Here is a 22,392-nt window from a genome sequence, read left to right as displayed (position 1 = left end):
CTATCAACCGTTTATCCAATTCCCTCCTGTAGCCGCCAGCGCATCCCGCGATTGCACGCGCAGCGGCCGTGACCCCTGACCCGCGTTTTAGTCGCTGCACCGTATTGGCCGGTTTGCGTTGGCCGTGCCGCTGAGCGCAGGCTTCGATGTTTTGTTGTGCTGCGCATCAAGCAAAATATTCAAGTCGTTAGCAAGCTAAGGGGATAGCCGCGGCGCATTGAAAAATGGCACATTGGCCACCCCTGCAACTGCGCATCCATCTGCTGTACGGAAACTCTCATGGCTATCAGCAACGTTCAGTCCGCCTCCGTGGCGGCTCCCGCGCCTTCACACAGCAGCCCCCTGGTGCTGCGTATCATCGGCGCGGTGGCGCTGGCGCATTTGATCAACGACCTGATCCAGGCGGTGCTGCCAGCGATCTATCCGATGCTCAAGGCCAGCTACGGCCTGACCTTCACCCAGGTCGGCCTGATTACCCTGACCTTCCAGCTCACGGCCTCGCTGCTGCAGCCGTGGGTCGGCTATTACACCGACCGCCATCCCAAGCCGTACCTGTTGCCGGTGGGCATGATCTGCACCCTGATCGGCATTCTGATGATGTCCCAGGTCGGCAGCTTTGCCTTGATCCTGCTGGCGGCGGGGCTGATCGGCGTCGGCTCCTCGACCTTCCACCCGGAAGCCTCGCGGGTGGCGCGGCTGGCCTCCGGTGGGCGCTACGGCCTGGCACAATCGACCTTCCAGGTCGGCGGCAACGCCGGCACGGCTTTCGGTCCGCTGCTGGCGGCGGCGATCATCATTCCTTTCGGCCAGGGCAATGTGGCCTGGTTCGGCCTGCTGGCGGTCTTCGCCGTGGTGCTGCTCTACGCCATCAGCCGCTGGTACGCCAACCACCTCAAGCTGTTCAAGCTCAAGCAGGGCCAGGCGGCGACCCACGGCCTGTCCAAGGGGCGGGTCCTCAGTGCCCTGGTGGTACTGGGGTTGCTGGTGTTCTCCAAATATTTCTACATGGCCAGCCTCACCAGCTACTTCACCTTCTACCTGATCGAGAAGTTCGACCTGTCGGTGGCCAGCTCGCAGTTGCACCTGTTCCTCTTCCTCGGCGCGGTGGCGGCCGGGACCTTCTTCGGCGGGCCGATCGGCGACAAGATCGGGCGCAAGGCGGTGATCTGGTTCTCGATCCTCGGCGTGGCGCCGTTCACCTTGTTGCTGCCCCATGTCGACCTGTTCTGGACCAGCGTGCTCAGCGTGGTGATCGGCTTCATCCTGGCGTCGGCGTTCTCGGCCATCGTGGTCTACGCCCAGGAGCTGGTGCCGGGCAACGTCGGCATGATCGCCGGGGTGTTCTTCGGCCTGATGTTCGGTTTCGGCGGGATCGGCGCGGCGCTGCTGGGCCACCTGGCGGACATCCACGGCATCGAGTATGTGTACTTCCTGTGCTCGTTCCTGCCGCTGTTCGGCCTGCTGGCGATCTTCCTGCCGCGGACCCAAAAAGCCTGACATCAAGACAAGGACGCCGCCAGTGAGTCGCCTTGCCGCGCGCATCCGTTCGCCGATGAAACCATGGAGTAAGGTAATGCCCCCTGAGCGTATAACCCTCGATGCCCTGTTGACCGGCCGCGCCGTGGCCTACAGCCGCCCTGGGGCCATGAGCGCGATCGCCAAGACCCCGCGTACCGGCAGTCTGCAGGTTGGTCCACTGGGCCTGCTGGAGGACGAGCAGGGCGACCTGCGGGTGCATGGCGGCACGGAAAAAGCCATTCATCACTACCCCCGCGAGCATTACGCCGCCTGGGCCGCCGAGTTGGGGCCGCACGCGTTGCTGGAACAGCCGGGCGCCTTCGGCGAGAACTTCAGCAGCCACGGCTGGACCGAGCAGGACGTCTGCCTGGGCGACCGTGTCCGGGTCGGCAGCGTGTTGCTGGAGGTGTCCCAGGGGCGCATGCCGTGCTGGAAGCTCAATGACCGCTTTGCCGTGAAAGACATGTCGCTGCGGGTCCAGCAGAGCGGGCGCACCGGCTGGTATTACCGGGTGCTGGAGGCGGGCAGCGTAAGCGCCGGGGACGTGTTGCAGCAGGTCGAGCGTCCCTTCGAGCAGTGGCCGCTGTCGCGCTTGAGCGCCGTGCTGTTTTCCCGTGAGGTGGCAGTGGAGGAGATTCGCCTGTGCCTGGAGCTGCCGCTGGTGCCTTCCTGGCGACGGACCCTGGAGCGCCGGGTCGAGCAGGCAGTGGTAGAGGACTGGGGCCCACGCCTGCTGGGTACTGTGCCTGTCGATGAGGAGCCCGCCCGCTGAGCGGCGGGCGCGATCAATTCGACTCCAGGGGCGGGCTGTTGGCCTGCGGGCTGCGGCCGTGGGTGGAGGAGGGCAGCTTGAGCAGGCCGGTTTGCAACTGTAAGGCTTCCTGGAACTGCTGTTCAGCCTGGCGCAGGGCCTGGTGCTGTGGGCTCCCAAGCAGGGGCCAGGACAGCGTCGCGGCCAGGAACAGGCTGAGCAACTTCAGGGCCAGGCGATCGCGGGCCGGCAGCTGTTGCCAGCGGTTCGAGTGGCGATTGAAAAGGATGGTCATGCTTTAGCATTGGCCTGGCAGCGGGCATGGGGCGGGGGATGTCCGGAAAGCAATGGCAGGCAGGGGGAGTAAGGGGGGGGGGCGTAACAGCCTGCAGGGCCAGGAGCCCCGTCGGCGAGCCCGTGGCTTGAGCATCAAGCCACGGGGCATTTCAGGCAGGTCAGACGTTGAAGCGGAAGTGCATCACGTCGCCGTCCTTGACGATGTAGTCCTTGCCTTCCAGGCGCCATTTACCGGCTTCCTTGGCGCCGGCTTCACCCTTGAACTGGATGAAGTCGTCGTAGGCGATCACTTCGGCGCGGATGAAGCCCTTCTCGAAGTCGGTGTGGATCACGGCGGCGGCCTGCGGAGCGGTAGCGCCGACGCGGACGGTCCAGGCGCGAACTTCCTTGACGCCGGCGGTGAAGTAGGTCTGCAGGTTGAGCATTTCGTAGCCGGCGCGGATCACGCGGTTCAAGCCCGGTTCTTCCAGGCCCAGGGCTTCGAGGAACATGTCTTTCTCTTCACCGTCGTCCAGCTCGGCGATTTCCGCTTCGATCTTGTTGCAGACCGGCACCACCATGGCGCCTTCTTCTTCGGCGATGGCCTTGACCACGTCAAGGTGCGGGTTGTTCTCGAAACCGTCTTCAGCAACGTTGGCGATGTACATGACCGGCTTGGTGGTCAGCAGGTGGAAGCCTTTGATCACCGATTTTTCCTCGGTGCTCATGTTCTTCATCAGGCTGCGCGCTGGCTTGCCTTCGGTGAAGTGCGCGATCAGTTGCTCGAGCAGGGCTTTCTGCGCCACGGCGTCCTTGTCACCGCCCTTGGCGTTGCGCGCGACTTTCTGCAGTTGCTTTTCGCAGCTGTCGAGGTCGGCGAAGATCAGTTCCAGGTCGATGATCTCGATGTCGCGTTTCGGGTCGACGCTGTTGGACACGTGGATCACGTTGTCGTCTTCGAAGCAGCGGACCACGTGGGCGATGGCATCGGTTTCGCGAATGTTGGCCAGGAACTTGTTACCCAGGCCTTCGCCTTTCGAGGCGCCCGCCACCAGGCCGGCGATGTCGACGAACTCCATGGTGGTCGGCAGCACACGCTCGGGCACTACGATGGCGGCCAAGGCGTCCAGGCGCGGATCCGGCATTGGCACGATACCGCTGTTCGGCTCGATGGTGCAGAAGGGGAAGTTCTCGGCCGCGATACCGGATTTGGTCAGGGCGTTGAACAGGGTGGACTTGCCGACGTTAGGCAGGCCGACGATGCCGCAGTTGAATCCCATGGTGTTTCCCCTCGGATAAGAGTCAGGCCTTCTGGCTGTGCAGGTTTTTCATCGCACGGTTCCATTCACCGGCGAAGATATCCGGCAGCACGCCGAGGGCAAAATCGATGCTGGCATCGAGCTTTTCCTGTTCGGCGCGTGGCGCGCGACCCAGGACAAAGTTCGAGACCATGCTGGCGACGCCTGGGTGGCCGATGCCAAGCCGCAAGCGGTGAAAGGTATTCTGGTTGCCCAGTTGCGCGATGATGTCGCGCAACCCGTTGTGCCCGCCGTGCCCGCCGCCCTGCTTGAGCTTGGCGACGCCGGGTGGCAGGTCGAGTTCGTCATGCGCCACCAGGATTTCTTCGGGCTTGATGCGGAAGAAACCGGCCAATGCCGCCACGGCCTGGCCGCTGCGGTTCATGTAGGTGGTGGGGATCAGCAGACGAATGTCCTGACCCTGGTGCGAAAAACGCCCGGTCAGGCCGAAATATTTGCGATCGGCCACAAGGTTGACACCTTGTTTCTCGGCGATGCGCTCAACAAAAAGGGCCCCTGCGTTATGCCGGGTCTGTTCGTATTCGGCGCCTGGATTACCCAGGCCAACGATCAGTTTGATGGCAGTCACGATAGGGGCCCTTCCTTGGAGTTGTGGATAACATCGCCGCGACTGGAGTGTGCGGCGAAAGTAGACGACAAGTGCTCATTTACCATTATGTAAACTCCGCGTTCCCGCCCGCTTTCTCGCTACGTTCCAGTCCGCGATGTTTCCGGTAACTCCGGCAAGCAGAGTGAATTACTCTGCTGCGCCTTCTGTAGCTTCTGGAGCAACACGTGGAGCGTGGACGTTGGCGACAGCCAGGTCGTTACCGTGAGCCAGAGCAACGAACTCAACGCCTTTAGGGGCCTTGATGTTCGACAGGTGAATGATGGTGCCGATTTCAGCGTCAGCCAGGTCGACTTCGATGAACTCAGGCAGGTCTTTCGGCAGGCAGGACACTTCGATTTCAGCAGTAACGTGCGAAATCTCGCCGCCTTTCTTGACCGGAGCAGCTTCGTTGACGAAGTGCACTGGAACGATAGCGGTCAGTTTCTGACCAGCAACAACGCGTACGAAGTCAGCGTGCATCACGTGGCCTTTGGCCGGGTGACGTTGCAGCGCCTTGATCACGACGTTTTGCTTGGTGCCGCCAACGTTCAGTTCGATAACGTGGCTGAAAGCCGCTTCGTTTTCGAGCAGTTTGGCAACTTCTTTGGCCAGCATGCTGATGGATTCAGGGGCTTTGTCGCCACCGTAAACTACAGCTGGAACCAGGCTTGCGAGACGACGCAGGCGGCGGCTCGCACCTTTCCCCAGGTCGGAACGCAGTTCAGCATTCAGAGTAAAATCGTTCATGTTGTATCTCCAAAATAACCACACTCGCCCCAGCGTTTGCGACCAGCGCTAAAGGCGATATGGGCAAAAAAGCCCCGCCCCAACAGGAATGCTGGGGCGGGGCGCTTTTCGTCATCGAGATGTAAGGCTAGGGCAGGACCCTAGCGGAACATCGCGCTGATCGATTCTTCGTTGCTGATACGGCGAACCGCTTCGGCAACAACCGGTGCGATATCCAGTTGACGGATACGCGCACAGGCTTGTGCTGCAGCGGACAGCGGGATGGTGTTGGTCACCACCAGCTCGTCCAGCACGGAATTTTCAATGTTCTCGATTGCTCGACCCGACAGCACAGGGTGTGTGCAGTAGGCAAAGACCTTGGCAGCGCCATGCTCTTTCAGGGCCTTGGCCGCGTGGCACAGGGTGCCGGCGGTATCGACCATGTCGTCAACCAGGATGCAGGTACGGCCTTCAACGTCACCGATGATATGCATCACTTCAGAGTGATTGGCTTTCTCACGGCGCTTGTCGATGATCCCGAGATCCACGCCGAGGGATTTGGCAACGGCACGTGCACGCACGACGCCACCAATGTCCGGGGAGACGATCATCAGGTTTTCGAAACGTTGGTCTTCGATGTCATCCACCAGAACCGGGGAGCCGTAGATGTTATCTACCGGAATATCGAAGAAGCCCTGAATCTGGTCAGCATGCAGATCGACCGTGAGAACACGGTCGATGCCGACTACGGTAAGCATGTCAGCCACGACTTTCGCGCTGATAGCCACACGTGCGGAACGCGGGCGGCGATCCTGACGGGCATAACCAAAGTAAGGAATTACAGCAGTGATTCGAGTCGCTGAGGAGCGGCGGAAGGCATCAGCCATCACGACGAGTTCCATCAGGTTATCGTTGGTCGGAGCGCAGGTCGGCTGAATAATGAAGACGTCTTTACCACGGACATTTTCATTGATCTCAGCGGTAATTTCGCCGTCGGAAAACTTTCCAACAGAGATGTCACCGAGAGGGATATGCAGCTGACGTACGACACGCCGAGCCAGATCGGGGTTGGCGTTCCCCGTAAAGACCATCATCTTGGACACGCGCAGTACCTGAAGGCTGAGGGTATACCTGGATGAGTATAAGGAAAATGGCAGGGGCGGCTGGATTCGAACCAACGCATGGCAGGATCAAAACCTGCTGCCTTACCGCTTGGCGACGCCCCTGTATCTGTTGCATCAAGTGCCTGGCACTTGGTTCCTTTTAGAGCAGGTTTTGCAGCTTGCGATGCAACATCGAAACGTTGCTTCCTTTTGCTACAAACCCTGTAAGGGTCTCTGTAAGAAGGGCCGAGACTTTATCAGCTTCAGCTTTGCTTGGGAAGCCCCCAAACACACAACTTCCAGTTCCGGTCAGTTTTGCTTCGGTGAATTTACCTAGCAAATTCAATGCGTTACGTACATCTGGATAACGCCTTGCAACCACCGGCAAGCAGTCATTTCTGCTGTTTCCCTTGGGAACGGGGCGCACTTTAATGGGCGGAGTGTCACGTGTCAACAGCGGATCTGAAAAAATTTCTGCTGTACTTACAGAGACTTGCGGCACAAGCACAAGATACCAGGGCTCCTCGGGGTCTACCGGGGTGAGTTTTTCTCCCACGCCCTCGGCGAAAGCCGCATGCCCACGCACGAAAACCGGCACGTCGGCGCCCAGGGAAAGGCCCAGTGCGGCCAGGCGATCTTCGTCCCAGCCCAGTTGCCAGAGGTGATTCAGGCCCAGCAGGGTAGTCGCCGCATTGGAGCTGCCGCCACCGATGCCGCCGCCCATGGGCAGGACTTTCTCGATCCAGATGTCGATGCCCAGTGGGCAAGCGGACTGTTCCTGAAGCAGCTTGGCTGCCCGCACGATCAGGTTGCTGTCGTGGGGGACGCCGGCGAACTCCGTATGCAGGCGAATGACGCCGTCATCGCGCACGGCGAAGGTGATTTCATCGCCGTAATCGAGAAACTGAAAGATCGTCTGCAGTTCGTGATAGCCGTCTTCGCGGCGACCGAGAATGTGCAGCATCAGATTGAGTTTTGCCGGGGAGGGCAGGGTCAGTCGTGGCGCGCTCATGCTTACTGCCCCAGCTTGCGTGGTTGCCATTCCTTGATCACCAGCGTGACGTCAAGGTCGCGGCCATGCAGCTTGATCCGCTCGGGCAGCCAGTAACCGCTCTGTTGTGCGTAACTCAGGTATTCGACCTGCCAGTTGTCCTGTTCGAGATTGGACAGGCGGCTGTCGCCATCCAGGGTCAGGTGGCTCTTGCTGTCGGGGGCGGGCAGCCCGCGAACCCACCAGGCCAGATGGGAGACCGGCAGGTTCCAGCCCAGCTGTTCTTCGAGCAGGGCTTCCGGGGTTGGCGCTTCATAACGTCCCTGGTTGGCGACCTCCAGCGCGACCTGGCCGGGACGACCGGTCAGGCGGGCGGCGCCACGACCCAGCGGACCGGACAGGCGAATATCGTAGTAATCCTGGCGTTGCAGCCAGAACAGCGTGCCGCTGCCCGAATCCTTGGGCGCGCGAATGCCGATCTTGCCGTTGATCTGCCAGCCATCGAGGCCGGCCAGCTGCTGTTTGTGTTCGCGCCATAGCGCGGGGCTGCCATGGCCCTCGACGGATTCGCGGGTGCCGAAACCCGAGCAGCCGGCGAGCAGGGCGATCAAGCTGAAAACGATAAGGTGGCGCAAAAACATAGTCTTAAAGGGTCTCTGATCCGGTCAGGCGCTTGATGGTACTGCGCAGGATAGGGCTGTCGGGCTGGTCCTTGAGGAACTTGCTCCAGATCTGTTTGGCTTCGCGTTGCTTGCCGTTGGCCCAGAGCACCTCGCCCAGGTGCGCGGCGACTTCCTGGTCGGGGAAGCGCTCCAGCGCCTGGCGCAGCAGGCGTTCGGCTTCTGCGAGGTTGCCCAGGCGATAGTTCACCCAGCCCAGGCTGTCGAGTACCGCCGGATCGTCCGGGGTCAGTTGGTGGGCCTGTTCGATCAGGGCCTTGGCTTCGGCGTAGCGGGTCGTACGATCCGACAGGGTATAGCCGAGGGCGTTCAATGCCATGGCGTTGTCCGGCTCGCGCTTGATGATCAGGCGCAGGTCCTTTTCCATCTGGGCCAGGTCGTTGCGCTTCTCGGCCTGCATCGCCCGGGTGTAGAGCAGGTTCACGTCGTCCGGGTATTGCTGCAGGGCTTGCTGGAGAACCTTCCAGGCCTTGTCCCCCTGTTTGTTGGCGGACAGGGTTTCGGCTTCGATCAGGTACAGCTGGATGGCGTAGTCCGGCTGGGTGTCGCGGGCGGCGGCCAGGCGTTTTTCGGCTTCGGCGGTACGGCCGTTGTTCATCAGGATGTCGGCCTGACGCAATTGTGCCGGCAGGTAGTCGTTACCTGGGCCGACCTGGCCGTATTCCACCAGCGCGCCCTGCGGATCGTTGAGCTCTTCGGCGATGCGGCCCAGGTTCAGGTGCGCCGAGTCGACGTGGCTTTCCCGGGCGATCAGGTCTTCCAGGTAACCCTTGGCCTCTTCCCAGTCCTTGGCTTCCAGGCAGACCAGCGCCAGGGAGTAACGCAGTTCGTCGTCTTCCGGGTACTGCTGGACCAGGCTGGAGAACTGGGCCTTGGCGTCGTCCATCCGATCCTGCTCGACCAGCATGCGCGCGTAAGTCAGGCGCAGGCGCTTGTCGTCCGGGTATTTGCGAATGCTTTTTTCCAGCAGCGGCAGGGCTTCGTCGGCGCGGCTGAGGCTCTGCAGCAGGCGGGCGCGCAGGAGGATCGGGGCGATTTCACCTTCTTCCGGCGGGTTCTGCTCCAGCAGTTTCAGGGCTTCGCGGGTGTCGCCGTCCTGTTGCAGCAGCAACGCCTTGCCAAAGACCAGTTGACCGTTGTTCGGGTGTTTCTGCAGCAGGCGGTCGAAGCTTTTCATCAGGCCGTTGCGGGTGTCCTGATCGGTGTCGGCGGCCGACAGCGCGAGGAAATCGAAATGGGTATCGCCCTTGCCCAGCAGGACTTTCTCCATATAGACCATGGATTCGTCGTAGCGCCCGGTGCGGGCCAGTTGGATGGCGGCGGCGCGCTGGGCTTCCAGGTCTTGCGGGGCGTTTTTCGCCCAGATCAGCGCGGTGTCCAGCGCGGCCTGGTCGGCGCCCAGGTATTCGGCGATGCGAAACGCCCGCTCGGAGATGCCCGGGTCCTGGGTATTGATGGCTTGGGTGACATAGTTGTCCAGGGCAATGTCGAAACGATTGCGTTGGCCAGCCAGCTCCGCGCTCAGCAGGCTGAAGATCGTGTCTTCGCTGAACGAGGAGTAAACCTTGGGCTTTTCAGGAGCCGGTGTGCTGTCTTCGACCGGCGGTGTACCGTCCGGGGAAACGGGGGCCAAGGCCTGGCAGCCGCTGAGGAAGACAAAAGCGAGGAGCAACGCGGAAGATCTATTCATATAGGAAGAGGACGACTAACCTGCGGTCGGATCATCATGACACAAGCCTTCGGCCAAACATAACCGAGACTCAGCGGATGCCTTACAGAGGCAGTCTATTGGGACAATAGTCGGCAGTGGTTGTTCTGAATCTTTCGAAGTAGGACAATTGTCGGCTTCTCGACATCATCAGCGACCTTGAATGGCCTTCCTCGCACTCGGTATTAACCACAAGACTGCTTCAGTAGACGTCCGCGAGCGCGTGGCCTTTACCCCTGAGCAGTTGGTTGAGGCCTTGCAGCAGCTCTGCCGCCTCACCGACAGCCGCGAAGCTGCGATCCTCTCCACCTGTAATCGCAGTGAACTCTATATAGAACAGGATCACCTTTCGGCGGATGTCGTACTGCGCTGGCTGGCCGAGTACCACCATCTGAGCCTCGAAGACCTGCGCGCCAGTGCCTATGTGCACGAAGACGATGCGGCCGTTCGTCACATGATGCGTGTCGCCTCGGGGCTGGATTCGCTGGTGCTGGGCGAACCGCAGATCCTCGGGCAGATGAAGTCCGCCTACGCTGTGGCGCGTGAAGCCGGAACCATTGGGCCGCTGCTGGGGCGGCTGTTCCAGGCCACCTTCAGCGCCGCCAAGCAGGTGCGCACCGACACCGCCATCGGCGAAAACCCGGTTTCCGTGGCTTTTGCCGCGGTGAGCCTGGCGAAACAGATTTTCAGCGATCTGCAGCGCAGCCAGGCACTGCTGATCGGCGCCGGCGAGACCATCACCCTGGTCGCCCGCCACCTGCATGACCTGGGGGTCAAGCGCATCGTGGTCGCCAACCGTACCCTGGAGCGCGCCAGCACCCTGGCCGAACAGTTTGGAGCCCATGCCGTGCTGCTGTCGGATATCCCTCAGGAGTTGGTGCACAGCGACATCGTCATCAGCTCTACCGCCAGCCAGTTGCCGATCCTGGGCAAGGGTGCGGTGGAGAGCGCGCTGAAGCTGCGCAAGCATAAGCCGATCTTCATGGTGGACATTGCCGTTCCGCGGGATATCGAGCCGGAAGTCGGTGAGTTGGACGACGTTTACCTCTATACCGTCGACGATCTCCACGAAGTGGTCGCCGAAAACCTCAAGAGCCGCCAAGGCGCGGCGCAGGCGGCGGAAGAACTGGTGAACATCGGCGCCGAGGACTTCATGGTGCGCCTGCGCGAGCTGGCTGCGGTGGATGTGCTCAAGGCGTATCGTCAGCAGAGCGAGCGCCTGCGCGACGAGGAATTGCAAAAGGCCCAGCGCATGCTGGCCAACGGCAGCAGCGCTGAAGACGTCCTGATGCAACTGGCTCGCGGCCTGACCAACAAATTGCTGCATGCGCCCAGCGTCCAGTTGAAAAAACTGACCGCTGAAGGCCGCCTGGATGCGCTGGCCATGGCCCAGGAACTCTTTGCCCTCGGTGAGGGCGCTTCGGACTCTTCGGATAAAAAACCGCAATGAAAGCGTCACTGCTCAATAAGCTGGATGTCCTCCAGGACCGTTTCGAGGAACTGACCGCGTTGCTTGGCGACGCCGAAGTCATTTCCGATCAGGCCAAGTTCCGCGCCTATTCCAAGGAGTACGCCGAAGTCGAGCCGATCGTCGAGACCTATAAACAGGTACTCAAGGTCCAGGCCGACCTCGAGGGCGCCCAGGCGCTGCTCAAGGACAGCGACCCGGACATGCGCGAAATGGCGGTGGAAGAAGTCCGCGAGGCCAAGGAGCAACTGGTCGAGCTAGAAAGCACCCTGCAACGCATGCTGCTGCCCAAGGACCCCAACGACGGGCGCAACGTGTTCCTGGAAATCCGCGCCGGCACTGGCGGCGACGAGGCGGCGATCTTCTCCGGCGACCTGTTCCGCATGTATTCGCGTTATGCCGAGCGGCGTGGCTGGCGGCTGGAGATCCTCTCGGAAAACGAGGGCGAGCACGGTGGCTATAAAGAAGTCATCGCCCGGGTCGAAGGCGAGAACGTCTACGGCAAGCTGAAATTCGAATCCGGCGCCCACCGCGTACAGCGGGTGCCGGCCACCGAATCCCAGGGCCGCATCCATACTTCGGCCTGCACCGTGGCGGTGCTGCCCGAGCCGGACGAACAGGAAGCCATCGAGATCAACCCGGCGGACCTGCGGATCGACACCTACCGCTCCTCCGGCGCCGGTGGCCAGCACGTCAACAAGACCGACTCGGCGATCCGCATCACCCACATCCCGTCGGGCATCGTGGTCGAGTGCCAGGAAGAACGTTCCCAGCACAAGAACCGGGCGCGGGCCATGTCCTGGCTGTCGGCCAAGCTCAATGACCAGCAGACCAGCGCCGCGGCCAATGCGATCGCCAGCGAACGCAAGCTGCTGGTGGGGTCGGGCGACCGCTCCGAGCGCATCCGCACCTACAACTTTCCCCAGGGCCGGGTGACCGATCACCGCGTCAACCTGACCCTCTACTCCCTCGATGAAATCCTCGCTGGCGGCGTCGAAGCGGTGATCGAGCCGCTGCTGGCCGAATACCAGGCGGATCAACTTGCGGCGCTGGGCGAGTAAACACAATGACCATCATCGCCAGCCTGTTGCGCGCCGCCCAATTGCCCGACTCACCGACGGCCCGTCTGGATGCCGAGTTGTTGCTGGCCGCTGCCCTGGGCAAGCCGCGCAGCTTCCTGCACACCTGGCCCGAGCGGATCGTGCCCAGCGAAGCGGCACTGACTTTCGCCAGTTACCTGCAGCGGCGCCGCTCCGGCGAGCCGGTGGCCTATATCCTTGGCCAACAGGGCTTCTGGAAACTCGACCTGGAAGTGGCGCCACACACCCTGATCCCGCGTCCCGACACCGAATTGCTGGTGGAGGCGGCGCTGGAACTGCTGCCCGCCACACCGGCCAAGGTGCTCGACCTGGGTACCGGCAGCGGCGCCATCGCCCTGGCCCTGGCCAGTGAGCGCCCGGCATGGCGGGTCACCGCGGTCGACCGGGTGCTGGAAGCCGTGGCCCTGGCCGAACGCAATCGCCAGCGCCTGCAACTGGACAATGTCACGGTGCTGAGCAGCCATTGGTTCAGCGCCCTGCAAGGCGAGCGTTATCAGTTGATCATCAGCAATCCGCCCTATATCGCCGACGCCGACCCGCACCTGGCGGCCGGCGATGTGCGTTTCGAGCCGGAGAGCGCGCTGGTCGCGGGCAAGGACGGGCTGGACGATCTGCGCCTGATCATTGCCCAGGCGCCAGGGCACCTCGAAGCCGGCGGCTGGCTGATGCTGGAGCATGGCTACGACCAGGCACCGGCGGTGCGCGACCTGTTACTCGGCCAAGGGTTCGCCGAGGTGCACAGCCGTGTCGACCTGGGGGGGCATGAGCGCATCAGCCTGGGGCGGCTGTCGTGCTGAACGATCAGGAGTTGTTGCGCTACAGCCGGCATATTCTGTTGCAGCACGTCGACATCGACGGCCAGTTGCGACTCAAGGCCAGCCGCGTATTGATCGTCGGCCTGGGCGGCCTGGGCGCTCCGGTGGCCTTGTACCTGGCCGCCGCGGGTGTTGGCGAGCTGCACCTGGCCGACTTCGACACGGTCGACCTGACCAACCTGCAACGCCAGGTCATCCATGACACCGACAGCGTCGGCCTGAGCAAGGTCGATTCGGCGATGCGTCGCCTGTCCGCGATCAATCCCGAGATCCAGCTGGTGCCCCATCGTGCCGCGCTGGATGCCGACTCCCTGGCGGCCGCGGTCACGGCGGTGGACCTGGTGCTCGATTGCACCGACAACTTCTCGACCCGCGAGGCGGTGAACGCCGCCTGCGTCGCCGCCGGCAAGCCGCTGGTCAGTGGCGCGGCGATTCGCCTGGAAGGGCAGCTGTCGGTGTTCGACCCACGGCGTCCCGAGAGCCCGTGCTACCACTGTTTATATGGGCACGGCAGCGAAGCCGAGCTGACCTGCAGCGAAGCCGGCGTGGTCGGGCCGCTGGTGGGCCTGGTGGGCAGCCTGCAGGCGCTCGAGGCGTTGAAGCTGCTGGTGGGGTTCGGCGAGCCGCTGGTGGGCCGCCTGTTGTTGATCGATGCCCTGGGCACGCGCTTTCGTGAACTGCGGGTCAAGCGTGACCCAGGCTGCAGTATCTGTGGAGGCCAGCATGCGTGAAGCGCCGATCGGTGTCTTCGACTCCGGCGTCGGCGGCCTGTCGGTGCTGGCGGAGATCCAGCAGCGCCTGCCCCATGAGTCGCTGCTATATGTGGCCGATTGCGGCAACATTCCCTACGGCGAGAAAACCCCCGAATTCATCCGTCAACGTTGCAGCCTGGTCGCCGGTTTTTTCCGCGAGCAGGGTGCCAAGGCGCTGGTGCTGGCCTGCAACACCGCGACCGTGGCCGGCGTCGCCGAGCTGCGCCGGGACTATCCGGACTGGCCCATCGTCGGCATGGAGCCCGCGGTCAAGCCGGCTGCCGCCGCTACCCGCAGCGGTGTAGTCGGCGTGCTGGCCACCACCGGGACCTTGCAGAGTGCCAAGTTCGCCGCCTTGCTCGATCGTTTCGCCACCGACATCAAGGTCATTACCCGGCCATGCCCGGGCCTGGTGGAACGGATCGAGGCCGGTGACCTGCACAGCCCCGCGTTGCGCCAACTGCTGCAGGGTTATGTCGAGCCGCTGCTGGCGGCTGGCTGCGACACCATCATCCTTGGCTGCACTCACTATCCGTTTCTCAAGCCGTTGCTCAAGACGATGATTCCCGAGGACATCAGCCTGATCGATACCGGGGCCGCGGTGGCCCGCCAGCTGGAGCGCCTGCTGGGCGAGCGCGAGCTGTTGGCGGCGGGGCCTGCACGCCAGGCTCAGTTCTGGACCAGTGGCGATCCGTATCACTTCAGACATATCCTGCCGCTGCTCTGGAAAGAAGCGGGAGAGGTGCAAGGCTTCGCTTTATAAATAAATCCTGCAGGAGCGCTGATTTGCGCTGAACTTCTGTTCAAGCGCAGATTTCTATTAACGTGTCTGCGGAATCTGTACAACACCATACAAATCGTTTGAAAAGGATGTTCCTGATGAGACGAGTGTTTTGTTTGGCTGCACTTGCAGCCGCACTATTGGGGCAAAGTTTTTCGGCACAGGCGGCCGGTGTCGAGTTTTCGGTGGGGCAGACCGGCGATTCGACCCAGACCTATCGCCTGGGCATGCAATTCGATTGGGATAAAAGCTGGCTGCAAAGCGATGTCGGTCGCCTGACCGGCTACTGGAGCGGCGCCTATACCTTCTGGGATGGCGACGAGAAGTCCAGCAACCACAGCCTGTCGTTCTCGCCGGTGCTGGTGTACGAATTTGCCGGGCAGAACATCAAGCCTTACATCGAGGCGGGGATCGGCGTGGCGCTGTTCGCCAACACCGAGGTGGAGGACAACAAGCTCGGTTCGGCGTTCCAGTTCGAGGACCGCTTCGGTTTCGGCCTGCGTTTCAACGGCGGGCATGAAGTCGGTCTCCGTGCCACGCACTATTCCAACGCTGGTATCGCGACGCCCAACGACGGTGTAGAGAGCTACTCGCTGCATTACACCATGCCGTTGTAAGACCCTTTTCAGCGATACGCCGTGGCGATGCCGCGGCGTTCGTTGAGGCAGTCCGCCTCCCCCATTTCGAACTCTCGGCAGATCAGTGGCCGTTGTTCGTAGATGCTGCACAGCATGCTGTTGCGATCCAGTGCGGCGCACCAGCCATCATCCAGCCGCAGCATGACTTCGCCACCCCAATCGTCGGTGTCGATAAAACGTTCGGGCACCCCGGTTTCGGTGATCAGCATCACTTCCAGTTGGCAGCAGCAGGCCGCGCAGCTCGAGCAGGTGACCGCCGCTTCGGCGATCTGGGTGACAGGAATAGTGGTCATAGGCGCGCAGTGTAAGGCAGTGGCCGCAGGCTGTGTGAAACCACTGACGGGCGCCTGCCGCCCCCTCACTCCTGATACGTCTCGGCAACCTCTCGTGACGGCAGGTTCTTGAAGGCTGCCAGGGCGCGTTCGCGGGACATCGACAGATCGACCATCGGTGGCGGGTAACCGGCCACGCCGAACAGGCCGCCCATGGTGGCCGGGTTGTGGATATCTTTTTCATTCAGCCCCGCCAGCTCTGGCAGCCAGTGCCTGATGAAAGTCCCTTGGCTGTCGAACCTCTGCGACTGGCTCAACGGGTTGAAGATCCGGAAGTAGGGCGCCGAGTCGGTGCCGGTGGATGAACTCCACTGCCAGCCACCGTTATTCGCCGCCAGGTCGCCGTCGATCAGGTGGCGCATGAAAAAACGCTCGCCCTGGCGCCAGTCGATCAGCAGGTTCTTGGTCAGGAACATCGCCACGATCATCCGCAGGCGGTTGTGCATCCAACCGGTTTCCAGCAACTGGCGCATGGCCGCGTCGATGATCGGCAGGCCGGTGCGCGCCTGCTGCCAGGCCGCCAGCTCATCGGGGGCATCGCGCCAGGCCACGGCTTCGGTTTCCGGGCGGAAGGCCCGGTGCCGGGACACCCGTGGGTAGCCCACCAGGATGTGCTTGTAGAACTCGCGCCAGAGCAGTTCGTTGATCCAGGTGACCGTGCCGGGGCTGCCGCTGGCGAACTCGCCCCGGTTGTTTTGCAGCGCCGCGTGCAGGCATTGGCGTGGCGACAGCACGCCGGCGGCGAGGTAGGGCGAAAGCTGGCTGGTGCCGGGCTTGGCCGGAAAATCGCGCTCGGCCTGGTAGTGGTCGAGCCGGGCCTCGGCAAAATGCGCCAGGCGTTGTTGCGCCGTGGTTTCACCGGCTGGCCAGAGTGCCTGCAGGTGCGGGCCGGGTGTCGGGAACCCTTCGACCTGCCGGGGCACCGCATCGGCCTTTATCCTCAGCGCGACTTGCGCCCTGGGAGCCGCGAGCCGTGGCGGCAGGGCGCTGTGCAGCCGGTGATAGCAGACCTTGCGAAACTGGCTGAAGACCTGAAAGTAGCCGCCGCTCCTGGTCAGCACACTGCCGGGACGGAACAGCAACTGGTCGAGGTAGCTGTGGAAGCTCACGCCCTGGCTCTTCAGCAGGCTGGCCACCGCCGTATCGCGGCGACTCTCGTGAATACCGTATTCCTCGTTGACGTGCAGCGCCTCGATGGCCAGTTCCCGGCACAGCTGCAGCAGCACCTGGGGCGCCTGTTCCCAACTCGGCGCTTGGCGAACCAGCAGCGGGATGTTCAGCCGGGCCAGGTCGCTGCTCAACTGCTCCAGGTTGCGCAGCCAGAAGTCGACCTTGCACGGCGCATCGTCATGCGCCTGCCATTGCCGCGGGCTCAGCAGGTACAGGGCCACAGTCGGCCCGCGCTGGGTGGCGGCGCTCAGCGCGGTGTTGTCATGCAGGCGCAGGTCGCTGCGTAGCCAGATCAGTTGCATGGGCGTTCCTGTATTTAGAGAAGTCCTAGCCCGGTCAGGGCCTGGTGCGCCGAGAGCGGGTCTGTGGCGAGGTGCAGGTGGGCGATCTGGTTGCTGCAGGTGGCCAGTTCGGCGTGGTGGATGCTCACTGCGGGGCCGACGATGAATGTCGGGCGGTCGAGGCCGCCGAGCAGGCGGGGCAGTTGCCGCAGGTTGATCGACCGGCTCGCGTACAGCAGCACGCCGCGCGCTTTCAGGCGCTCGACGGCCAGGGCCAGCTCACCGGGGGGCAGCGGCCAGTCGAAGACTGCCACCGGGCAGTCGCTATTGCTGATCAGCCAGGCGCAGAGCCACAGGTGTGGCTCCAGCGGCAGGCCCGAATGATTGATCAGCAGCAGCGGGGCGCCTTGCAACTGGCGGTTGTTGTGATAGACCCTCATGGCGAATTTGCTGCGCAGCCAGGAATGGAAAAACACCCGTTCCATCTGCATGCCGAAGCGGCCCTGCCAGCGCTGTTCGAGTTCCTCCAGCAGCGGTAGCAGCAGGTGTTCGCACAAGGTTCGCGGCGGGTAGAGCGCCATGGCCTGGTTGACGCTTTCGTCGACCTGGCGCTCGGCCAGTTGGCTGATGGCCTGGATCAGGCCCTGGCGTTGCAGGTGCCAGTCGTTGCGGGTCGCTTCGCCGGGTGCGGGCTCGGCGTCCAGCAAGTGCTTGACCTGGCTGACCGCCACGCCGCGATTGAGCCAGGTCAGGATCTTCAGAATGCGTTGCACGTGCTCGTTCGAAAACAGCCGGTGGCCCTTGGCGGTGCGCTGCGGCACGATCAGCCCGTAACGGCGTTCCCAGGCGCGCAGGGTGACAGCGTTGACCCCGGTCTGGCGGGTTACCTCGCGAATTGGCAACCAGCCTTGCCCGTGGGTGCGATCGGATTCGCTGGCGGCTGCATCCGGGTCGTCGAACGTGGAGTCGTTCATGGTTCAGAGCGCATTACGCAGGCTGAGAGTTTCCGGATGGGGCTGCAGGTAGACCTGTTGCGCGATGTAGGGATCGGGGTGCCGGCGCAGGTGATGCTTGAGCAGGGTCAGCGGCACGACCAGCGGCACGATGCCGTGGCGGTACTGGCCGATGAGGTGCTGCATTTCCTGTTTGTCTTCGTGGCTGATGGCTTGCTTGAGATAGCCGCTGATGTGTTGCAGTACGTTGCTGTGGGTCCGGCGGGTGGCGCACTTTTTCAGGGCCACCATCAACTGGCTGAAATAACGCGGGCCGACTTGCGCCGGGTCGCCTCGGCCCATGCTGCCCAGCAGGTTGCCGAGGGTTTTGTATTGCACCGGGTTGTGGGCCATCAACAGGTACTTGTAGCGCGCGTGAAAGTCGGTCAGGCGGCGCCGGGTCAGGCCTTGCCTGAGCACATCCTGCCAGGCGCTGTAGGCGAACACCCGGGTCAGGAAGTTTTCCCGCAGCACTGGATCCTTGAGCCGGCCGTCTTCTTCCACCGGCAGGTCCGGATGGCGGCTGCAGAACGCCTGGGCATGGATACCGCGCCCGCTGAGCTCGGCGGGACGGCCCTGGTCCTGGTAGACCTTGACCCGCTCCAGGCCGCAGGACGGAGATTTCTGCATGAAGATGTAGCCGCAGAGGTTGTCCAGTTCAGCGGCCATGCGCTGGCCGTAATCCGTGAGGGCCTGGGTGACATCCATGGCTGGATTGACGCTGCCAACGGCCCGCGGTTGCCGCGGATCGCCCACCAGGCGGATCGGTTCGCGGGGGGTGCCCAGGCCGATGGCGACTTCCGGGCACAGCGGGACAAACTCGAAAAACTCAGCGAGGGCCTGGCTGCACAGGCGCGATTCCTGATGCCCGCCGTTGTAGCGCACAGGCGCACCCAGCAGGCAGGCGCTGATGGCGATTCTCGGTTTGTTGGGCATATGAAGGGCGCTCCGGATTTTTGTGTACAAAAATAAGATTTTGTACAACTTTGCCTCATCATAGGATCAAAGGTGTGCAAGTCAAAGTATTTTGTACAAGTTTGCGCCGCGGAGCCTTTCGGGCATTTCTTGCTCATCTGGAGGGCGCCGGACTGTACCCGTTCGATGAGTGGCTGACTGACTCATGAGTGCGTGCTTTCACGGAACAGTCCGATCAGCAGAAGGGTGTTTCGGGTTTTGGAGCGGAGGAGACAGGCTGCTGTCCATGGCGACAGCAGCTACGTTACGCGGGGTGATGCGCTTACAGGTTTTCGTGCAACCGGCGGGCCGCCTCCTGCCCGCTGAGCCAGGCCCCTTCGACGCGACCGGACAGGCACCAGTCGCCGCACACATAGAGTCCCAGGTCGACATCCGCCAGGGCTCCCCACTCATGGCTGCTGGCCGGGCGGGCGTAGAGCCAGCGGTGGGCAAGGCTGAAGCTCGGGGCAGGCATGGCGCTGTGCAGCAGTTCGGCGAATGCGCCGTGCAGCTGTTCGATCACCGCTTCTTTCGGCAGGTCGATGTGCTGGCGGCTCCAGGTGCTGCTGGCGTGCAGGACCCAGGTGTCGAGGCTGTTGTCGCGTCCTGGCTTGCTGCGGTTGCGGGCCAGCCAGTCCAGCGGGCTGTCCTGTACGAAGCAGCCTTCCACCGGGGTTTCCAGCGCGGTCTCGAATGCCAGGGCGACAGCCCAGGTCGGGTCCATTTTCACCCCGGCGGCGGCGCTCGCCAGCTTCGGCGCGGCGGCCAGCAGGGCGGTGGCCTGGGGGGCCGGCGTGGCGATGATCACGTGGCTGAACGGGCCGTGGGTGAAACCTTCGGCATCCTGCAGGTGCCAATGCTGTTCACCGCGGTAGACCTCGGTGATGCGGCAGGCGAAATGCACCTCCGTTTCACCCAGCAAGCCACGGGTAATGGCGCTCATGCGCGGGGTGCCGACCCAGCGGGTCTGTTCGTCCGGCGACGGGGTGAGCTGGCCGCCATGGAAGTTGTACAGCTGCGGCGCCCATTCGGCGGCCCAGCCATTGGCTTGCCAGCGCTGGACTTCGGTGACGAAGCGCCGGTCGCGGGCGGTGAAATACTGAGCGCCCATATCCAGCGCGCCGGCGTCGCTGCGCTTGCTGGACATACGCCCGCCGCTGCCGCGGCTCTTGTCGAAGAGTTGCACGACATGCCCGGCGTCTCTCAGCGCCTGGCTGGCGGAGAGTCCGGCGATGCCGGTACCGATGATTGCGATGGGTACGGTCATAGGGGCCTCGTTTACCTTTCTGTGCAGACTACGCCGTCGTTAAAATCTGTACAATTTTGTTTTTTGGTATAACTTTCGGCGCTATCGGTTTTACAGGGTGTCCTATTGTTAAACACAGAGCCTGCCCGATTGAAAAGATCCCTGCTTATAAAAATAGACTAGTGATCCGGGTAAAACGCCACGCGAGGAAGATGTCATGCACATATTGCTGACCGGCGGTACTGGTTTGATAGGACGTCAACTCTGCCGTCACTGGCTGACCCAGGGCCATCAGTTGACCGTATGGAGTCGTCGGCCTGCCGAGGTGCCCAAACTGTGTGGCACTCAGGTCCGCGGCATCGCCCGCCTGGACGAACTTGCGGAGGAACCGGTCGACGCCATTATCAACCTGGCGGGAGCGCCGATCGCCGATCGACCCTGGACCCACAAGCGCAAGGCGCTGCTCTGGAGCAGCCGCATTACCCTGACGGAAAAGCTGCTGGCCTGGCTGGAAAGCCGTAAGCAGAAACCCGGGTTGTTGATCTCCGGGTCGGCGGTGGGCTGGTACGGCGATGGCGGGGAGCGCGAGCTGAACGAGGACTCGCCCCCCGTCAGCGAGGACTTCGCCAGCCAATTGTGCATCGCCTGGGAGGAGACCGCGCAACGTGCCGAAGCCATGGGCGTGCGGGTGGTACTGATTCGTACGGGCCTGGTGCTGGCGGCCGAGGGCGGCTTTTTGTCGCGCTTGCTGCTGCCCTTCAAGCTGGCCCTGGGCGGGCCGATCGGCAACGGTCGGCAGTGGATGCCGTGGATTCATATCAAGGATCAAATCGCCCTGATTGATTTTCTTCTGCACCGCAGTGATGCCAGCGGTCCTTATAATGCCTGCGCGCCCAAGCCGGTGCGCAATCGCGAGTTCGCCAAGACCCTGGGCAGCGTCTTGCACCGGCCGGCGGTAGTGCCGGTGCCGGCCTTTGTCTTGCGCGTCGGCCTGGGGGAGTTGTCGTTGTTGTTGCTGGGGGGGCAGCGCGCGGTCCCTGCGCGGTTGTTGGCCGCCGGATTCACTTTCCAGTTCACTGATTTGCGTGCGGCCCTGGACGACTTGTCCAGCCGCCTCTGAAATAGGACGTTGCATGACCGATCACGCGTTGCTCCTGGTCAACCTGGGTTCGCCGGCCTCCACCTCGGTGGCGGATGTGCGCAGCTACCTCAATCAATTCCTGATGGACCCTTACGTGATCGATCTGCCGTGGCCGGTCCGGCGGCTGCTGGTGTCGCTGATTCTGGTCAAGCGCCCGGAGCAGTCGGCCCATGCCTACGCCTCGATCTGGTGGGAGCAGGGTTCGCCGCTGGTGGTGCTCAGCCGCCGTTTGCAGGACGCCATGGCGAGTGAGTGGAAGCACGGCCCGGTGGAACTGGCGATGCGTTATGGCGAGCCGTCCATCGAGTCGGCATTAGTGCGTCTGGTGGCCCAGGGGCAGAAGAAGATCACCCTGGCGCCGCTCTATCCACAATTTGCCGACAGCACCGTGACCACGGTGGTGGAAGAGGCCCGGCGGGTGATCCGGGACAAGAAGCTGGATGTGCAGCTTTCGGTGCTGCAACCGTTTTACGATCAGCCGGAGTACCTCGACGCACTGGTGGCCAGTACCAGGCCACACCTGCAACAGGACTTCGATCATTTGCTGCTGAGCTTCCATGGCTTGCCCGAACGGCACCTGAAAAAGCTCAATCCCGGCCACAGCCTGGAAGGCGATTGCTGCCGCGACGCGACCCCCGAGGTGGCCGCCACCTGTTACCGCGGCCAGTGCCTGAACACGGCCCGGGCGTTCGCCGAGCGCATGGGGCTGCCGGACGACAAGTGGTCGGTGTCGTTCCAGTCCCGTCTGGGGCGTGCCAAATGGATCGAGCCTTATACCGAGGCTCATCTGGATGAACTGGCCCGGCAGGGGGTGAAGAAGATCCTGGTGATGTGCCCGGCGTTCGTCGCCGACTGCATCGAGACCCTGGAAGAGATCGGCGATCGCGGTCGCGAGCAGTTCCGCGAAGCGGGAGGGGAGGAATTGGTGCTGGTGCCGTGCCTGAACGACGACCCGCAATGGGCCAAGGCATTGAACGCCTTGTGCGAGCGTGCGCCCTTGGCGTTGTAAAAGCATCGCGGGCCAGCCTCGCTCCTACGGCAATAGCGTCTGTAGGAGCGAG

The 22,392-nt window shown here is 62.7% G+C and carries 23 protein-coding genes and 1 tRNA gene; 10 read left to right on the top strand and 14 right to left on the bottom strand.

All coding sequences use genetic code 11. The features are described from left to right. Positions 1 to 279: 279 nt before the first annotated feature. Positions 280 to 1,497, top strand: coding sequence for an MFS transporter (locus IF690_RS24885; protein ID WP_202697763.1), 1,218 nt, complete (start codon positions 280 to 282; stop codon positions 1,495 to 1,497). Positions 1,498 to 1,573: 76 nt separating this feature from the next. After that, positions 1,574 to 2,290, top strand: coding sequence for an MOSC domain-containing protein (locus IF690_RS24880; RefSeq protein WP_202697762.1), 717 nt, complete (start codon positions 1,574 to 1,576; stop codon positions 2,288 to 2,290). A 13-nt stretch (positions 2,291 to 2,303) separates the two neighbouring features. Here IF690_RS24880 and IF690_RS24875 read toward each other — a convergent pair whose 3' ends face one another. The 9 genes from IF690_RS24875 to IF690_RS24835 all read right to left on the bottom strand — a co-directional run bounded on the left by IF690_RS24875 (position 2,304) and on the right by IF690_RS24835 (position 9,643). After that, on the bottom strand, positions 2,304 to 2,564 hold the full coding sequence (locus tag IF690_RS24875; RefSeq protein ID WP_252189512.1) for a type II secretion system protein GspM: 261 nt from the start codon (positions 2,562 to 2,564) through the stop codon (positions 2,304 to 2,306). Positions 2,565 to 2,724: 160 nt separating this feature from the next. Continuing rightward, the gene (ychF, locus tag IF690_RS24870; protein ID WP_202697761.1) at positions 2,725 to 3,825 is read right to left on the bottom strand and encodes a redox-regulated ATPase YchF; all 1,101 of its coding nucleotides are present in this window, start codon (positions 3,823 to 3,825) and stop codon (positions 2,725 to 2,727) included. A 22-nt stretch (positions 3,826 to 3,847) separates the two neighbouring features. After that, complete coding sequence (pth, locus tag IF690_RS24865) at positions 3,848 to 4,432, bottom strand: aminoacyl-tRNA hydrolase (RefSeq protein WP_009050793.1); 585 nt, start codon at positions 4,430 to 4,432, stop codon at positions 3,848 to 3,850. Positions 4,433 to 4,600: 168 nt separating this feature from the next. Beyond that, complete coding sequence (locus tag IF690_RS24860; protein ID WP_202697760.1) at positions 4,601 to 5,200, bottom strand: 50S ribosomal protein L25/general stress protein Ctc; 600 nt, start codon at positions 5,198 to 5,200, stop codon at positions 4,601 to 4,603. Between the two features lie 140 nt (positions 5,201 to 5,340). Further along, positions 5,341 to 6,282, bottom strand: coding sequence for a ribose-phosphate pyrophosphokinase (locus IF690_RS24855; RefSeq protein WP_003171603.1), 942 nt, complete (start codon positions 6,280 to 6,282; stop codon positions 5,341 to 5,343). 48 nt (positions 6,283 to 6,330) lie between these two features. Further along, a tRNA-Gln gene (locus IF690_RS24850) sits at positions 6,331 to 6,405 on the bottom strand. Positions 6,406 to 6,442: 37 nt separating this feature from the next. Continuing rightward, on the bottom strand, positions 6,443 to 7,294 hold the full coding sequence (gene ispE, locus IF690_RS24845) for a 4-(cytidine 5'-diphospho)-2-C-methyl-D-erythritol kinase (RefSeq protein WP_202701722.1): 852 nt from the start codon (positions 7,292 to 7,294) through the stop codon (positions 6,443 to 6,445). Positions 7,295 to 7,296: 2 nt separating this feature from the next. Beyond that, positions 7,297 to 7,914 (bottom strand): lipoprotein insertase outer membrane protein LolB, encoded by a 618-nt coding sequence (gene lolB / locus IF690_RS24840; protein ID WP_202697759.1) that lies wholly within the window; start codon positions 7,912 to 7,914, stop codon positions 7,297 to 7,299. Between the two features lie 4 nt (positions 7,915 to 7,918). Continuing rightward, positions 7,919 to 9,643 (bottom strand): tetratricopeptide repeat protein, encoded by a 1,725-nt coding sequence (locus IF690_RS24835; protein WP_202697758.1) that lies wholly within the window; start codon positions 9,641 to 9,643, stop codon positions 7,919 to 7,921. Between the two features lie 181 nt (positions 9,644 to 9,824). Here IF690_RS24835 and hemA point away from each other — a divergent pair, with 181 nt between their 5' ends. The 6 genes from hemA to IF690_RS24805 all read left to right on the top strand — a co-directional run bounded on the left by hemA (position 9,825) and on the right by IF690_RS24805 (position 15,194). Further along, the gene (hemA, locus tag IF690_RS24830; protein WP_009050788.1) at positions 9,825 to 11,111 is read left to right on the top strand and encodes a glutamyl-tRNA reductase; all 1,287 of its coding nucleotides are present in this window, start codon (positions 9,825 to 9,827) and stop codon (positions 11,109 to 11,111) included. Beyond that, positions 11,108 to 12,190, top strand: a complete 1,083-nt coding sequence (gene prfA / locus IF690_RS24825; protein ID WP_023967391.1) for a peptide chain release factor 1 — start codon at positions 11,108 to 11,110, stop codon at positions 12,188 to 12,190. The genes hemA and prfA overlap by 4 nt, the downstream gene beginning before the upstream one ends. Before the next feature lie 5 nt (positions 12,191 to 12,195). After that, complete coding sequence (prmC, locus tag IF690_RS24820) at positions 12,196 to 13,026, top strand: peptide chain release factor N(5)-glutamine methyltransferase (protein WP_202697757.1); 831 nt, start codon at positions 12,196 to 12,198, stop codon at positions 13,024 to 13,026. Further along, positions 13,020 to 13,775: a molybdopterin-synthase adenylyltransferase MoeB gene (locus IF690_RS24815; protein WP_202697756.1), complete on the top strand. Its 756-nt coding sequence runs from the start codon at positions 13,020 to 13,022 to the stop codon at positions 13,773 to 13,775. Before prmC ends, IF690_RS24815 begins: the two co-directional genes overlap by 7 nt. Beyond that, positions 13,768 to 14,559: a glutamate racemase gene (gene murI / locus IF690_RS24810; protein ID WP_202697755.1), complete on the top strand. Its 792-nt coding sequence runs from the start codon at positions 13,768 to 13,770 to the stop codon at positions 14,557 to 14,559. The genes IF690_RS24815 and murI overlap by 8 nt, the downstream gene beginning before the upstream one ends. A 116-nt stretch (positions 14,560 to 14,675) precedes the next feature. Further along, a complete protein-coding gene (locus tag IF690_RS24805) occupies positions 14,676 to 15,194 on the top strand; it encodes an acyloxyacyl hydrolase (RefSeq protein WP_202697754.1) in 519 nt (172 codons plus the stop codon). Positions 15,195 to 15,202: 8 nt separating this feature from the next. Here IF690_RS24805 and IF690_RS24800 read toward each other — a convergent pair whose 3' ends face one another. From IF690_RS24800 to IF690_RS24780, 5 genes are all read right to left on the bottom strand, one after another. Further along, positions 15,203 to 15,508 carry a YkgJ family cysteine cluster protein gene (locus IF690_RS24800; protein ID WP_202697753.1) on the bottom strand — a complete coding sequence of 102 codons (306 nt, stop codon included), beginning with the start codon at positions 15,506 to 15,508 and terminating at the stop codon, positions 15,203 to 15,205. A gap of 65 nt (positions 15,509 to 15,573) precedes the next feature. Continuing rightward, on the bottom strand, positions 15,574 to 17,019 hold the full coding sequence (gene phrB / locus IF690_RS24795) for a deoxyribodipyrimidine photo-lyase (protein ID WP_202697752.1): 1,446 nt from the start codon (positions 17,017 to 17,019) through the stop codon (positions 15,574 to 15,576). 14 nt (positions 17,020 to 17,033) lie between these two features. Continuing rightward, positions 17,034 to 17,972 (bottom strand): MerR family transcriptional regulator, encoded by a 939-nt coding sequence (locus IF690_RS24790; protein WP_202697751.1) that lies wholly within the window; start codon positions 17,970 to 17,972, stop codon positions 17,034 to 17,036. Positions 17,973 to 17,975: 3 nt separating this feature from the next. Beyond that, the gene (locus tag IF690_RS24785; RefSeq protein ID WP_202697750.1) at positions 17,976 to 18,926 is read right to left on the bottom strand and encodes a YbgA family protein; all 951 of its coding nucleotides are present in this window, start codon (positions 18,924 to 18,926) and stop codon (positions 17,976 to 17,978) included. A gap of 301 nt (positions 18,927 to 19,227) precedes the next feature. Continuing rightward, the gene (locus tag IF690_RS24780) at positions 19,228 to 20,211 is read right to left on the bottom strand and encodes an NAD(P)/FAD-dependent oxidoreductase (RefSeq protein WP_202697749.1); all 984 of its coding nucleotides are present in this window, start codon (positions 20,209 to 20,211) and stop codon (positions 19,228 to 19,230) included. A gap of 196 nt (positions 20,212 to 20,407) precedes the next feature. Here IF690_RS24780 and IF690_RS24775 point away from each other — a divergent pair, with 196 nt between their 5' ends. Both IF690_RS24775 and hemH read left to right on the top strand, forming a co-directional pair. Beyond that, positions 20,408 to 21,310 (top strand): TIGR01777 family oxidoreductase, encoded by a 903-nt coding sequence (locus tag IF690_RS24775; RefSeq protein ID WP_202697748.1) that lies wholly within the window; start codon positions 20,408 to 20,410, stop codon positions 21,308 to 21,310. A 13-nt stretch (positions 21,311 to 21,323) separates the two neighbouring features. After that, positions 21,324 to 22,340, top strand: coding sequence for a ferrochelatase (gene hemH / locus IF690_RS24770; protein ID WP_202697747.1), 1,017 nt, complete (start codon positions 21,324 to 21,326; stop codon positions 22,338 to 22,340). Positions 22,341 to 22,392: the final 52 nt, after the last annotated feature.

The organism is Pseudomonas sp. SK3(2021), assembly GCF_016772375.1.
Lineage (GTDB): Bacteria > Pseudomonadota > Gammaproteobacteria > Pseudomonadales > Pseudomonadaceae > Aquipseudomonas > Aquipseudomonas chlororaphis_I.
Note: the sequence above shows the minus strand (reverse complement) of the source record. Positions and strands in the feature narration are given on the sequence as shown.